General features: G+C 70.0%; 9 protein-coding genes and 3 tRNA genes. 4 read left to right on the top strand and 8 right to left on the bottom strand.

Translation table 11 applies throughout. From position 1 onward, the window contains the following. Window positions 1-20: 20 nt before the first annotated feature. From ACQEWB_RS15860 to ACQEWB_RS15845, 4 genes are all read right to left on the bottom strand, one after another. The gene (locus tag ACQEWB_RS15860; RefSeq protein ID WP_432831338.1) at window positions 21-1,952 is read right to left on the bottom strand and encodes an ABC transporter ATP-binding protein; all 1,932 of its coding nucleotides are present in this window, start codon (window positions 1,950-1,952) and stop codon (window positions 21-23) included. Then, on the bottom strand, window positions 1,952-3,685 hold the full coding sequence (locus ACQEWB_RS15855) for an ABC transporter ATP-binding protein (protein WP_432831336.1): 1,734 nt from the start codon (window positions 3,683-3,685) through the stop codon (window positions 1,952-1,954). Before ACQEWB_RS15855 ends, ACQEWB_RS15860 begins: the two co-directional genes overlap by 1 nt. Window positions 3,686-3,849: 164 nt before the next feature. Beyond that, window positions 3,850-5,301, bottom strand: a complete 1,452-nt coding sequence (locus ACQEWB_RS15850) for an FGGY family carbohydrate kinase (protein WP_432831334.1) — start codon at window positions 5,299-5,301, stop codon at window positions 3,850-3,852. 62 nt (window positions 5,302-5,363) lie between these two features. Beyond that, window positions 5,364-5,669, bottom strand: coding sequence for a YtxH domain-containing protein (locus tag ACQEWB_RS15845; RefSeq protein ID WP_432831332.1), 306 nt, complete (start codon window positions 5,667-5,669; stop codon window positions 5,364-5,366). A gap of 143 nt (window positions 5,670-5,812) precedes the next feature. Here ACQEWB_RS15845 and ACQEWB_RS15840 point away from each other — a divergent pair. From ACQEWB_RS15840 to ACQEWB_RS15830, 3 genes are all read left to right on the top strand, one after another. Beyond that, window positions 5,813-5,885: transfer RNA gene (locus ACQEWB_RS15840), tRNA-Asn, on the top strand. A 5-nt stretch (window positions 5,886-5,890) separates the two neighbouring features. Then, a tRNA-Asn gene (locus ACQEWB_RS15835) sits at window positions 5,891-5,963 on the top strand. A 179-nt stretch (window positions 5,964-6,142) separates the two neighbouring features. Next, window positions 6,143-6,216: transfer RNA gene (locus ACQEWB_RS15830), tRNA-Ile, on the top strand. Window positions 6,217-6,856: 640 nt separating this feature from the next. Here the strand turns inward: ACQEWB_RS15830 and ACQEWB_RS15825 are convergent. The 4 genes from ACQEWB_RS15825 to ACQEWB_RS15810 form a co-directional block, all read right to left on the bottom strand. Then, a complete protein-coding gene (locus ACQEWB_RS15825; RefSeq protein ID WP_432831330.1) occupies window positions 6,857-7,948 on the bottom strand; it encodes an FAD-binding oxidoreductase in 1,092 nt (363 codons plus the stop codon). After that, a complete protein-coding gene (locus tag ACQEWB_RS15820; protein WP_432831328.1) occupies window positions 7,945-9,198 on the bottom strand; it encodes an aromatic ring-hydroxylating oxygenase subunit alpha in 1,254 nt (417 codons plus the stop codon). The genes ACQEWB_RS15825 and ACQEWB_RS15820 overlap by 4 nt, the downstream gene beginning before the upstream one ends. 64 nt (window positions 9,199-9,262) lie before the next feature. Next, window positions 9,263-11,317 carry an FAD-dependent oxidoreductase gene (locus ACQEWB_RS15815; RefSeq protein ID WP_432831326.1) on the bottom strand — a complete coding sequence of 685 codons (2,055 nt, stop codon included), beginning with the start codon at window positions 11,315-11,317 and terminating at the stop codon, window positions 9,263-9,265. A 168-nt stretch (window positions 11,318-11,485) separates the two neighbouring features. Continuing rightward, a complete protein-coding gene (locus ACQEWB_RS15810) occupies window positions 11,486-12,268 on the bottom strand; it encodes an IclR family transcriptional regulator (RefSeq protein ID WP_432831324.1) in 783 nt (260 codons plus the stop codon). Window positions 12,269-12,478: 210 nt separating this feature from the next. On the opposite strand from ACQEWB_RS15810, the gene ACQEWB_RS15805 reads away from it, so the two are divergent. Further along, complete coding sequence (locus ACQEWB_RS15805; protein ID WP_432831322.1) at window positions 12,479-14,062, top strand: ABC transporter substrate-binding protein; 1,584 nt, start codon at window positions 12,479-12,481, stop codon at window positions 14,060-14,062. Window position 14,063: the final 1 nt, after the last annotated feature.

Below are 14,063 nucleotides of genomic sequence, written 5' to 3'. Positions count from 1 at the left end.
TTCTCAACGGCCCCTTCCAGCTAATCCACTTCCGCCACCGCCTGCGCGAACTGCGCCTTGTACAACCGTGCATACGCCCCGTCCGCCGCCAACAGGTCGGCGTGTGCGCCCTGTTCGACGATCGAGCCGTTCTCCATCACGAGGATCGTGTCCGCGTCCCGGATGGTCGACAGGCGGTGGGCGATCACGAACGACGTGCGGCCGTGGGCCAGTTTGGCCATCGCCTTCTGGATGAGGACCTCGGTGCGGGTGTCGACCGAGGACGTCGCCTCGTCCAGGACCAGGATCACCGGGTCGGACAGGAACGCCCGCGCGATGGTGATCAGCTGCTTCTCGCCGGCGCTGACGCCCGTGCCCTCGTCGTCGATCACCGTGTCGTAGCCGTCGGGCAGCGTACGGACGAAGCGGTCGGCGTGGGCCGCCCGCGCCGCCTCCTCGATCTCGCCCCGGGTGACCTCGCGGGAGGCGCCGTACGCGATGTTCTCCGCGATGGTGCCGCCGAACAGCCAGGTGTCCTGGAGCACCATGCCGATCCGGGACCGCAGTTCGTCCCGGGACATGGCGGAGATGTCGACGCCGTCGAGGGTGATGCGCCCGCCGGAGACGTCGTAGAACCGCATGAGCAGGTTGACGAGGGTGGTCTTGCCGGCGCCGGTCGGGCCGACGATCGCGACCGTGTGGCCCGGTTCGGCCTTCAGGGAGAGGTCCTCGATCAGCGGCTTCTCGGGGTCGTAGCTGAAGGAGATGTTCTCCAGCTCGACCAGGCCGCGCAGTTCCTCGGGCCGCGCGCCCTGCACCGGGTCCGCCTCCTGCTCCTCCGCGTCCAGGAGTTCGAAGACCCGCTCGGCCGAGGCGACGCCCGACTGCACCAGGTTCGCCATCGACGCGACCTGCGTCAGCGGCATCGAGAACTGGCGCGAGTACTGGATGAAGGCCTGCACGTCACCGATGGACAGCGCGCCGGACGCGACCCGGAGGCCGCCGACGACCGCCACCAGCACGTAGTTGAGGTTCGACACGAACATCATCAGCGGCTGCATGACCCCGCTGTTGAACTGCGCCTTGAACCCGGCCTCGTACAGCGCGTCGTTCTGCTCGGCGAACTGCGCCGCCGACTCGTCCTGGCGTCCGAACACCTTCACCAGGGTGTGCCCGGTGTACATCTCCTCGATGTGGGCGTTCAGCTTGCCGGTGGAGCGCCACTGCTGCACGAAGTGCGGCTGCGAGCGCTTGCCGATCCGGGTGGCGACGACGAACGACAGCGGCACGGTCACCAGCGCCACGAGCGCCAGCAGCCACGACACCCAGAACATCACCGCGAGCACACCGATGATGGTCAGCACCGAGTTGATGAGCTGGCCCATCGACTGCTGGAGCGTCTGCCCGATGTTGTCGATGTCGTTGGTCGCGCGGGACAGCACCTCGCCGCGCTGGCGCTTGTCGAAGTAGGAGAGGGGGAGCCGCGAGAGCTTCGTCTGCACCTCTTCGCGCAGGCGGTACATCGTGCGGTTGACGGCCCGGTTGACCAGCCGGGTCGCCACCGCCATCAGCAGACCGGCGATCAGGAAGGTACAGAGCGCCAGCAGCAGTACGCGGCCCACCGCGTCGAAGTCGATGCCCTTGCCCGGCGTGAAGTCGGTGGAGCGCAGCATGTCGGCGACGCTGCCCTGCCCGTGCTCCCGCATGGAGGCGAGGACCTCGTCCTTGGTCTCCCCGGCCGGCATCTGCCGTCCGACGATCCCGGCGAACACCAGGTCGGTGGCCCTGCCGAGGATCTTCGGTCCGATCACGTTCAGGCCGACGCTGACGACCACGCAGAACAGCAGCGTGTAGATCGTCAGCCGTTCCGGCTTGAACTGGCCGATCAGCCGCTTGCCCGACACCTTGAAGTCCATCGAACGGCTGTCGGGGCCGCCGCCCTGGCCCATCATCCGCGCCATCGGCCCGGCCATCAGGCAGCCTCCGCTTCCGTCAGCTGGGAGAGCACGATCTCCCGGTAGGTCTCGTTCTCCGCCATCAGCTCGTGGTGCCGGCCCGTGCCGACCACCCGGCCCTCGTCGAGTACGACGATCCGGTCGGCGTCCCGGATGGTCGCCACCCGCTGGGCGACGATCACGACCGTCGCCTCCGAGGTCTCCTGTCCGAGCGCGGCCCGCAGCGCCGCGTCCGTCGCGTAGTCGAGCGCGGAGAAGGAGTCGTCGAAGAGGTAGATCTCGGGGCGCTGCACCAGCGTCCTCGCGATCGCGAGCCGCTGCCGCTGACCGCCGGAGACGTTCGTACCGCCCTGTGCGATGGGCGCGTTCAGCCCACCCTCCAGCCTGGTCACGAAGTCCTTGGCCTGCGCGACCTCCAGCGCGTGCCACAGCTCCTCGTCCGTGGCGTCCGGATTGCCGTAGCGCAGGTTGGTCGCGACGGTCCCCGCGAAGAGGTACGGCTTCTGCGGCACGAGGCTGACCGTCCTGGCGAGCAGCCTCGGCTCCAGCGTCGACACGTCCGTGCCGTCGACGAGCACCTCGCCGTCGGTCGCGTCGAACAGCCGCGGGACCAGCCCGAGCAGCGTCGACTTGCCGCTGCCGGTCGAGCCGATCACGGCGGTCACCTCACCGGGCCGGGCGACCAGGTCGATCGCCTTGAGCACCGGCTCCTCGGCACCGGGGTAGCGGAAGCCGGCGCCCCGGATCTCCAGATGCCCGTGCCGGCGCAGCTCGGTGACCGGTGCCACCGGCGGCACCACGCTGGAGGAGGTGTCCAGGACCTCCTCGATGCGCTCGGCGCAGACCTCCGCGCGCGGCACCATCATGAACATGAAGGTGGCCATCATCACGGACATCACGATCTGCATGAGGTAGGCGAGGAAGGCGGTCAGATCGCCGATCTGCATCCCGCCGCTGTCGATCCGGTGGGCGCCGAACCACACCACCGCGATCGACGACAGGTTCACGGTCGTCATCACCACGGGGAACATCAGGGCGAGCAGGTTGCCGGTCTTCAGCGACATCTCGGTGAGGTCGGCGTTGGACTTCGCGAACCGGCCCTGCTCGTACTCGTCCCGGACGAAGGCCCTGATCACACGGTTGCCGGAGATCTGCTCGCGCAGCACCCGGTTCACCGTGTCCAGCCGGGTCTGCATGGACCGGAACAGCGGCCGCAGCCGCCGTACGATCAAGGTCACGCAGATGCCCAGCGTCGGGACCACGGCCACCAGGACGCCCGACAGGGGCACGTCCAGGCCGAGCGCCAGGACGATGCCGCCCACGCACATGATCGGCGCCGACACCATCAGCGTGAACGTCATCAGGGCCAGCATCTGGACCTGCTGGACGTCGTTGGTGGTCCGGGTGATCAGCGAGGGCGCACCGAAGTGGCCCACCTCACGCGACGAGAACGACTGCACCCGGTCGAAGACGGCCGCCCGCACGTCCCGGCCGAGCGCGGCGGCGGTCCGGGCGCCGTAGTAGACGGCCCCGATGTTGCACACGACCTGGACCAGCGAGATGCCGATCATCAGGGCGCCGAAGGAGAGGATGTAGCCGGTGTCGCCCTTGACGACACCTTCGTCGATGATGTGCGCGTTCAGTGTGGGCAGGTAGAGGGTGGCGCAGGTCTGCAGGAACTGCAGCAGCACCAGCAGGGCGATCGGTTTCTTGTAGGGCCTGAGATAGGTCCGCAGAAGTCGTATGAGCACGCTACGTCTCTCGGAGTCGGCGGTAGGGCGGGGTTTCGTTGCCCCTGGCCCCTATCGTCGAACATTCCCCCCGCGTTACCTCAACCGATTAAGCCGAGAGCAGGCCTTCGTACGACCTTACGGGTGCCGCTCCTACCGGATCCTTACCTTCCGCAACAGCGTCTTTACGGCCGGAACGCCCCGGGATGCGTCTGCTCCCGTACCGACACGTACTGCTGCCGTACCGCCTGACCCACCGCCAGCTCCTCGCCGGGCTCCAGCACCTGCGCGGCCGCGCCCTGCCAGGCCGGCGGGGTGCGCGGGTCGAGCGTGCCCTGCGACGCACCGAGCGCCCAGGCCGCCTGGCGCGCCGCCCCGATCGCCGCGTAGTCCGCCGGCTGCGGCACGACGACCTGGACCCCGAACAGCGCCGGCGCCACCGCCTGCACGGCGGACAGCTCGGCGGCCGCCCCCAGCAGGAAGATCCGCCGCACGTCGACACCCCGGCCGCGCAGCACGTCCAGCGCGTCCCCGAGCCCGCACAGCATGCCCTCGAACGCGGCCCGCGCCAGATGCTCGGCCTTCATCGACTCCCGGCGCAGCCCGGCGATCGTCCCCGCGGTGTGCGGCAGATTCGGCGTCCGCTCACCCTCCAGATAGGGCAGCATCACCAGCCCGTGCGCCCCCGGCGTCGACTTCATCGCCAGATCCGACAGACTCTCCAGATCGGGCAGCCCGAGCAGCTCGGCGGTCCCACGCAGGGTCCGTACGGCATTCAGAGTCGTTACGACGGGCAGGTGCATGCCGGTCGCGTCGGCGAGGGACGTGATCATCCCGGAGCTGTCCACGAGCGCCTCGGGATGTACGGCCATCACGGACCCGGAGGCGCCGAGCGACACCACGGCATCGCCCAGGCCGATCCCGAGCCCGAAGGCGGCGGCCATGGTCTCGCCGGTCCCGGCGGAGATCAGCAGCCCCTCCGGGGTCGTACCGGCGGCCTCGGCCGGCCCGATCACCTCGGGCAGCATGGCCTGGTGACCGAGTGCCAGCTCGACGAGGTCGGAACGGTAGGCGCCGGTGGCCGCCGACCAGTACCCGGTGCCGGAGGCGCCGCCCCGGTCGGTGGTCCTTCTCACCGGCCGCCCGAGCAACTGCCACACCAGCCAGTCGTGGGCCTGCATGAGGATCGCGGCGCGCAGGGCGGCGTCCGGTTCGTTCTTCGCGAGCCAGCGCAGCTTGGTCACGGGCTGGGCGGCCTGCGGCACGCACCCCACGGCCTGTGCCCAGGCTTCCCTCCCGCCGAGCGCGTCGATCAGATCGGCCGCGGCGACCTGCGTCCGCTTGTCGCCGCCGACCATCGCCGGGCGCACGGTGCCGCCCTGGGCGTCCAGCGGCACCACGGCGTTCTGCTGCGCCGACACGCCGATGGCCTGCACGCCTTCGAGCAGGCCGCCGCCGGCCGCCTCGCCGAGGGACAGCAGCCAGGCCTGTGGATCGATGTCGGTGGGGCGGCCACCGTCCGGCGAGTCCACCGGATGGGGGGCGTACCCCTGCCTGAGCACGGCCCCTGTGTCCGCGTCACAGACGACGATGCGAGTGAAATCGGGCGCACTGTCCAGCCCGGCGACTATCCCCATGGCGAAAATTCTATGGGCGTAGCGCGGCAGCGGTGCGAGCGGTTCCGTCTGGTTCCGTCGGCCTAGGTGTTGCTCGTGCCCCAGTCGTCCTCGCCGGTGCCGTTCGTGTTGCGGTCCCGCAGGGAGCGGACCCGCTGGGCCACCGAGTCGGGGACCCGGTCGCCGACCTTGTCGCTCACCGCGTGGTACGCCTTGCCGGCGAACTGGCGGCCCTGCTGGGCGGCCGACTCGGCGGTGTTGCGGACCGCGGGGTTCTGGGCGACCTGGCGTGCGGACTTCTTCAGCTGCTCGTAGCGTTCGCGTCCGGCACGCGTGCCCAGCACGTAACCCAGTGCCAGTCCGACGACGAACGTGAGCTTGTAGCGCATGGAGGCCACCCTTCCCTCGTGTAGGCCGACGCCGGGGGAACCGATTGGCGGAGCACCCCCCTGCTTGCGCTAATGTATGTGTCGCAGCGAGCGCCCGCCCCCTGGCGAATACCCAGGTAGGTACGTTCGATGCAACGAGGCATTCCTCCGTAGCTCAATTGGCAGAGCAGCCGGCTGTTAACCGGCAGGTTACTGGTTCGAGTCCAGTCGGGGGAGCTCGGTCCTCCGTAGCTCAATTGGCAGAGCAGCCGGCTGTTAACCGGCAGGTTACTGGTTCGAGTCCAGTCGGGGGAGCATGCTGAACGAGGACCCCGATGGGGTCCTTTTTCATGTCCGCCCCCGGTGCGAGGGAACCGTGCAGGTCACGGCGGAGTCCTCAAGGGCGTGCGAAGTCGACCATACGAAGCAGGAGATCGTATGAGCGGCTATGCTGCGGCAGACGGCGCGCACACATGTACGCGACACGCCGCTATGGGGCGGTAGCTCAGCCGGTTAGAGCAGCGGACTCATAATCCGTCGGCCGTGGGTTCGAGTCCCACCCGCCCCACCTGTGCAGGTCCGTGACCTGCGGAAACGTTCATTTTTGGGTGTCGGAGCGTCAACTTTGCCTGAACGGACTGGATCCGCTGCTCGTAGATTTGGAGTCCGGCGATACTCGGGGGAGCTCCAACCCCTCTGACCTGCGGCGAAGCAGACGATCGACGTTGTTGCTCGCTGTCCGGGCGACTGGCCTGAGGCTCGATGCCAGGATTCAGGGGCCGTGCAGGGGCCAGGGTGGCGAAGACGGGTCCAGCTGAGGGTGTCTCCGGGCCGGTTCGTTGTCCGTACGTCTGGTGCGCAGGCCGGGGCGAGGAAACGGCCCGAAGAGGAAACGGTCCTACGGAGGCACGCCGCGCTCTCGTGGGGCGCCCCATGGTTCGGTTACGTAGGACGAGTCGGTGGGAGAACGAGCCCTGCGACGGCGATCATGGCCGGTCTTTGCTGGGATCCTGATCGCGGCCGCTGCCCGGTTCGACGACGAGTGAGGGCCGCTGCGCGGATCTGCTCCACGAGGTACAGCAGCGGATCCGGGGCTGCGGCCCAGCTGTCACCGGGCGGGACGGGGGCAGTGGGCTGGAGAGTCCGTTCCAGTCGCGCCAGGAGCTGTCCGTCTTCGGTCCGCACAGTGTTGCCCTCGTTCGGCGCCGTCAGGCGTCGACCACGAGATCCTCCCGTGGCTTGGCGCAGCACAGCAGGATCTTGTTCTGGGCGATCTCACGCGGCCGGATGCCCCCGTTGTGCCGCATGTCGACGGACCCGGACAGCAGGGTCGTCTTGCAGGTACCGCACATTCCCTGCGCGCAGGACGCCGGGAGGCTCAGGCCCGCTCGGGAGGCCGCCGCGAGGAGGGAGGTCTCCGCGTCGCAGGTGAGGGTGCGCCGGCTGCGGGTGAACTCGACGGTGTACGACAGGTTTTCGGCGGTGTCCGTCGGGTCGGCCGGGGGTTCGTCGGCCTGGGGCGGTTCGAAGCTGAAACTCTCCTCGTGGTGGTGGTCCATGGGGAACCCGGCCGCCGAGAGCAGGTCGCGCACCGCCGCCATGTAGCCGGCCGGGCCGCAGGTGAAGATCTCCCGGTGGCGGAAGTCGGGGGCGATCTGGCGGAGCATGTCGAGGGTCAGCCGACCACGGTGGCCGCCCCAGGGTTCGGTGGGGCCGTCCTCCTCGCAGACGTGCACCACCCGGGTGGTGGGCGCGGTGGCGGCGATGAGGTCGAGTTCGCGGCGGAAGAGGATGTCGTCGGGGGTGCGGGCGCTGTGCACGAACACCACGTCGGCCGGGTGCGCGAGGTCGTACAGGGTCCTGGTCATGGCCATCATGGGCGTCGCACCGCTGCCGCCGGACAGGAAGAGGTACTTCGGCGCGGGGTGCCGGGTGAGGGAGAAGTCCCCGAGCGGGCCCCGCGCCCGTACCGTGCGGCCGGGACGCAGATGGTCGTGGAGCCAGTTGGAGACCAGCCCGCCGGGCACCCGCTTCACGGTGATCGTGACCGAGTGGGGGCGGGTCGGTGGCGAGGAGACGGTGTAGAACCGCTCGACGGACCGGCCGTCGATGTCGACGCCGAGGGTGAGGAACTGCCCGGGGTCGTGGCGGAAGAGCCGGGGCTGCGGGGACTGGAGGACGAAGGTCCTGACGTCGGGGGTGAGGACGTGGACCTGTTTGCAGACGAGGAGCCCGTCGGTGGCCTCGTCGGTCCAGGGCAGGGCGTCGGTCCAGGCCGGGAGGGTGTGGGTGTCGGTCATCGTGCGAGGTGCGCCTTCAGTCGGGTCACGTACCAGTTGACGAACGCCTCGACCTGGTACTCGGTGGGGTTGTACGGCCCCGGGAGATAGGCGGGGCTGGAGATGCCCTGCTGGGCGCGGGCGACGAGGAGCGCGTCCTGGTCGTTGGTGGCCGTCCACACCCGGGTCAGGCCGTCGAGGTCGTAGTCGACGCCCTCCACCGCGTCGGCGTGCACCAGCCAGGTGGTGCGGACCAGGGTGCGGTCCGGGGCGAGCGGGATCACCGAGAAGGTGATGGCGTGGTCGGAGAGGAAGTGGAACCAGGCGTTGGGCTGCATGTGCATGGACAGGCGGCCCAGACGGGGCGTGGTGAAGTCGGACAGGAGTTTGCTACAGGCGGCCGTGCCGTCCTCGGTGAAGGACTCGCCCGCGCCGTCCAGCGGTTCGCGCTGGATGCGGAAACCCGTGGCGCGGGTGTCCAGTTCCTCGACCGCGGCGTACGGCAGGCCCAGCGACTCGTACGTCGTCCGGGATTCGGCGTCGGCCTGGAGGTAGCGGTCGTACGCCGGGCGCAGTACCGGCGGCACGTCCTCCTCCGCGTAGCCGTAGACGGGGAAGAGGGAGCACTGGAGCTCCGGGTGGCCGCCGCAGTGGTAGCACTCCCGGTTGTTCTCCATGGTGAGCTTCCAGTTGCCGTTCTCCACCAGGTCGATCTGCGTGGCCACCTTCGCCCGGCTCAGGCCGTGCGGCGCGATGTACGGCTCGATGCGGGCGGCCACCTCGTCGAAGTCGGCGGGCGGTTGATCGGCGAGGCAGATGAACACCAGGCCGGCGACGGCACGGGCGTGCACGGCGCGCAGCCCGAAGCAGGATCGGTCGAAGTCGGGCGGCAGCGACTCCGCGTGCAGCAGACGGCCGTCCACGCCGTACGTCCAACGGTGGTAACCGCAGACGATGTTGCCCACCGAGCCGCGCTTCTCGTCGAGGATGCGGGCGCCGCGGTGACGGCAGACGTTGTGGAAGGCCCGTACCTCCTCGTCGTCGTCGCGGAGCAGGATCATCGAGTACGGGCCGAGGGTCACGGTCACGTAGTCGCCGGGCTCGGGGAGTTCGGCCTCGGCGGCGACGAACAGCCAGCTCCGGGCGAAGACCGCCTCGATGTCGAGGTCGAAGAACTCCTGGCCGGTGTAGAAGGGGGCTTCGAGGCTCAGGCCGGGGGCGCGGCGGGCCACCAGGGCGGCCGGGTCCGAGACGGAGGTCACGGGGGTCACGGGGGCGAATGTCGTCAACTTCGTTTCTCCAGACGGTTGGTGACGGCCAGATGGTCGGTGACGGTCAGACCGGCAGGCACAGGCGCAGCGCGTCATAGACGGCAGCGTGGATGTTGCGGCTCGCGACCGCGTCGCCGATGCGGAACAGCTGGTAGCGGCCGGTGTCGTCGCGGACCACCGTCTGCGGTCGGTGGGCGAGCAGGGCGCGGTGGTCCACCTCGCCCAGGTTGCTGGATCCGGACAGGAGTTCGCGGTACAGCTCGTCCGCCGGGAGGGTGCCGTGTTCCACGATCACGTGGTCGACGGCGAGTTCGGTGCAGGTGTCGGCGTCGGTGTAGTCGCTGCTCAGGGCCGCGACCAGGCGGCCGTCCGGGGCGCGGCGCACGGCGCGCAGGCGGCGGGCGAGGGTGGTCGTGACGTCGTGTTCCGCGAAGACCCGGAGGTAGGCGGGGGAGTTCATGCTGCCGACGTCGGGGGCGAGGACGCGTTCCGGTGTCACGTAGTGCAGGCGGGCGCCGGAGGCGGCGAGCACCTCGACGGCGTCGAGGGCGGGGTAGCCGCCGTGGTCGTCGTAGACCAGCACCTCGCCCTTCGGGCGCAGCGAGCCGGTCAGTACGTCCCAGGTGTCGGCGACCAGGTCCGCGCCCACGTCCAGGAAGGTGCTGTTGGGCATGCCGCCGGTGGCGACGACGACCAGGTCGGGGTGCTCGGCGAGTACGTCGGCCGCCTCGGCGTATGTGCCCAGACGCAGGTCGACGCCGTGGTGCTTGCACTCGGCGACCCGCCAGTCGACGATGCCGAGCAGGTCGCGGCGGCGGGGGTTGGAGGCCGCGAGCCGGATCTGGCCGCCGGGCAGGTCCCCCGCCTCGAACAGCACCACGTCATGGCCGCGTTCGCCCAGGACGCGGGCGGCCTCCAGCCCTGCCGGACCGGCGCCGACGACAACTGCCTTCCTGCGGCGGCCCGTTGTGGCCGGGATGGTGTGGGGCAGGTGGAGCTCCCGCCCGGTCGACGGGTTGTGGACGCATTTCGTGTCGCCCGAGTCGTAGATCGCGTCGAGGCAGTAACTCGCGCCCACGCAGGGGCGGATACGGTCCTCCTGGCCCGCGGCGACCTTGGCGACCAGATGCGGGTCGGCGATCTGGGCGCGGGTCATGCCGACCAGGTCGAGCAGTCCCTCGCGCAGGGCGTACCGCGCGGTGGCGGGATCCGCGATGCGGGCCGCGTGCATCACCGGCACCCGCAGCCGGCGCCGGACCTCGCCGGTGAACTCCAGGAACGGTCCCAGCGGAGTGCCGATCGGCGGGATGGCACGTACCAGCGACGCGTCGCTCTCGATGGAGCCGCGGATGGTGCTGACGAAGTCGATGCCGTCCTCGGTGAAGCGCTCCGCGGCCACCAGCGCGTCGTCGAAGGTCAGCCCGCCGGGCCGGACCTCGTCCAGCATCAGCCGGATACCGACCACGAAGTCCGGGCCGACCGCCTCCCGCACCGCCCGGACCACCCGGCGCGGGAACGCCATGCGGTACGCCAGGCCGCCGCCGAACTCGTCGTCGCGGTGGTTGGTGGTGGGGGAGAGGAAGCTGTCGAGGAAGTGGCCGTACGCCTCCAACTCGATGCCGTCCAGGCCGCCTTCGTGGCAGCGCAGCGCGGCCGAGACGTAGTCGGCGGTGATCCGGTCGAGGTCCCACGGCTCGGCGGCCTTGGGGAACGCCCGGTGCGCGGGCTCGCGCAGCGGGGAGGCGGAGAGCACCGGCAGCCAGTCGCCGGTGTAGTTGCTGGTACGGCGGCCGAGATGGGTGACCTGGCACATCACCGCGGCCCCGGCCTCGTGCACCTCGTCGGTGAGCCGGCGCAGCCACGGCACGATGTCGTCCCGGTACAGCAGCAGGTTGCCGAAGGCGGGCGGGCTGTCCGGCGAGACCACGGCGGAGCCGCCGATCATGGTCAGGCCGACACCGCCGCGCGCCTTCTCGACGTGGTAGGCGCGGTAACGGTCCTTGGGCAGGCCGTTCTCGCCGAAGGCTGGTTCGTGGGAGGTGCTGACCACCCTGTTGCGCAGGGTGAGGTGTTTGAGGCGGAAGGGCTGGAGCAGGGGATCGAGGCTCTGGGAAGGCACAACCACTCCTCGGGAAGTGGGAGGCCGGCCGCTGCGTGAGGGCGCCGATGTCGCCACGCAACGAGCGCCGGTTGTCTCGTATTGCGAAACAAAATCGCGATGCGAGACAAATGGTGAAGGCGGCCGGCCGTAGCCGTCAAGAGGCGACCGGGATGCGGAAGAACCCTGTCAGACCTGCGGACGATGTCCCCGGCGCACGGAAATCCGCTCGCCCGCCTGCCTGACCTGCTCCGCGAGAGTCGGCACGGTCTCCTCGTCCACGCGGAAGGTCGGCCCGGAAACGGTGACGGCGGCGACGATCCGGCCGTCCGGGTCGTGGATCGGCGCGGCGATGGCGGCCAGCCCGATCTCGTGCTCCTGCGAGGTGGTGGCGTACCCGCGTTCGCGTACCGTCCGCAGCTCGGCCTTCAGCAGCGCCGGTTCGGTGATCGTGTGCGGGGTGTACCGCACGAGCCCGCGCCCCAGCACCTCGTCGGCCTGCTCCTCGGGCATGTATGCGAGGAAGAGCTTGCCGGCCGCGGTGGCGTGCAGGGGGCTGCGCTTGCCGACCCAGTCGACGCTGGAGATGGTCGCGCCCCCCATCTCCTGGTCGATGGTGATCACTTCGAGCCCGTCGTGGATCGCGAGGTTCACCGTCTCGCCCACCTCGGCGGCCAGCTCCCGGCAGACCGGGCGGCTCAGCAGAGACAGATCGCTCTGCCGTCCGGCGCCGGCGGCCAGCTGGACCATGCCGAAGCCGAGGCGGTAGCGACCGCGCTCGGCGTCCTGCTCGACCAGACCGCGCGACTCCAGGGTGGCCAGGAGCCGGAAGACCGTCGCCTTGTGCAGCCCCAGCGCCTCGGCGAGTTCGGTGACTCCGGACGGCCCGCGCCGGGACAGCGACTGGAGGATCGAGACGGCGCGGTCCACGGACTGCACCGAGGTGTCACGGGGCCTTCCGGTGCTGGTCATGGCGGAAAGGATAGCCAGCCGGGCGGCTACCACCGCTGCCGCCATCACTGTCGCCACCGCGGCCCCCATGGCCCGCCCCGCCGGTTACGGGTCCGTTTCGGCGGTTAATTCTCCGCGCCCGAGGGTTGGCGGGAAACCGTCCGCTGGCTATCGTTCACGCACTCCACTCAATCGTTCCGCTGAACGAATAGCGAGAAGGACGGTCGGCCCATGCCCGACACCCACCACCCAGGACGGCGGTCGTTCCTCACCGCTGGTGCCGCGGGCGCCGCCTGCCTCGGTGCGTCCTGGCTGCTGTCCGGATGCTCGGGCGCGGACGCCGGCACGGTGCTGCCGGCCGCGGCGCCCAAGGGCACCCCGGACCGCGGCGGCACCCTCCGCATCGCCCGGCCGCCCGCCTCGGACGCCGAGACCCTCGACCCGGCGAGCTCCCTGTCGGTGTACGAATACCTCGGAGCCCTCTACAACCGCCTCGTCCGGGTCGGCAGCGACGGCGAGCTCGCCCCCGACCTCGCCGAGTCCTGGGAGACCGACGCCAAGGCCCGCACCTGGACCTTCCGGCTCCGCAAGGGCGTCACCTTCCACGACGGCCGGGCCTTCACCTCGGCCGACGCCGCCTACACGCTGCGCCACATCATCGACAAGGCGACCGCGTCCCCGCAGGCCGCCGTACTCGCCCCGCTCGTCGACGCGAAGACGCTGCGCACCCCCGACGCCCACACGCTCGTCGTCCCGCTGAAGTCCCCGAACGCCGAGTTCCCGAGCCTGCTCACGCACTACAACTGCTACGTCGTCCCGGACGGCAGCGCGAAGTCCATCGGCCGCACCGGCATCGGCACCGGCCCCTTCAAGCTGGAGTCCTTCGCGCCCGCCGGCCCCGGCCGCGTCACCGCCTACGCCGACCACTGGGCCGGCCGCCCCGTCCTCGACGCGATCTCCTTCTACTCGGTCGCCGACATGTCGGCCCGCGCCAACGCCCTGCTGGCCGGCCAGGTCGACCTGCTCTCGCAGACCAACCTCGACTTCGCGACGGCCCGCGTGGTCGCCGCCTCCGACCGCGCGACCGTCGCCCGCGTGAAGAACGCCCAGTGGTACGTCCTCCCGATGCTCACCACCGACAAGCCCTTCACCGACGTACGCGTACGCCAGGCGATGAAGCTCGCCTACGACCCCGAGCACGTGGTGAAGGTCGCCCTGCAGGGCGCCGGCACCGCGGGCTGGGACAACCCGGTCCCGCCGGACGACCCGCTGCACATCGCCGCACATCCCGAGCACGACCCGGAGCGGGCGAAGTACCTGCTCAAGCAGGCGGGACAGGAAGGGCTGGCGATCGACCTCTACACCTCCGCCTACGACCCGCTGCTCACGCCGATGGCGCTCGCCTACCAGGAGTCCGCCAAGCGGGCCGGCATTCGCATCCGGGTCAAGACGGCCGCCGCGGACTCGTATTACACACAGATCTGGATGAAGAAGCCGCTGATGGCGACCTACTGGTACACGGGCCGGCCCGTCGACCAGCTCTTCACGCAGATCTTCCGCAGCGGCTCCTCGTACAACGAGACCGCCTGGTCCGACAAGGCCTTCGACACGCTCCTCGACCGCGCCCGCGCCGAGACCGATGACGCGTTGCGCCGCGAACTCTACGGTCAGGCGCAGACGATGGTGATCGAGAAGGGCGGGGCGATGACCCCGATGTTCGCCGACCGGCTCGTGGGGATCTCCCGCAAGGTGCGCGGATACGCCGAGCACGGCTTCGAGTTCGACTACCTCGGCATCGGCCTGAAGGGAGCCTGAG

The sequence above is a fragment of the Streptomyces sp. CA-249302 genome (assembly GCF_050936785.1).
Taxonomy (GTDB): Bacteria; Actinomycetota; Actinomycetes; order Streptomycetales; family Streptomycetaceae; genus Streptomyces.
Note: the sequence above shows the minus strand (reverse complement) of the source record. Positions and strands in the feature narration are given on the sequence as shown.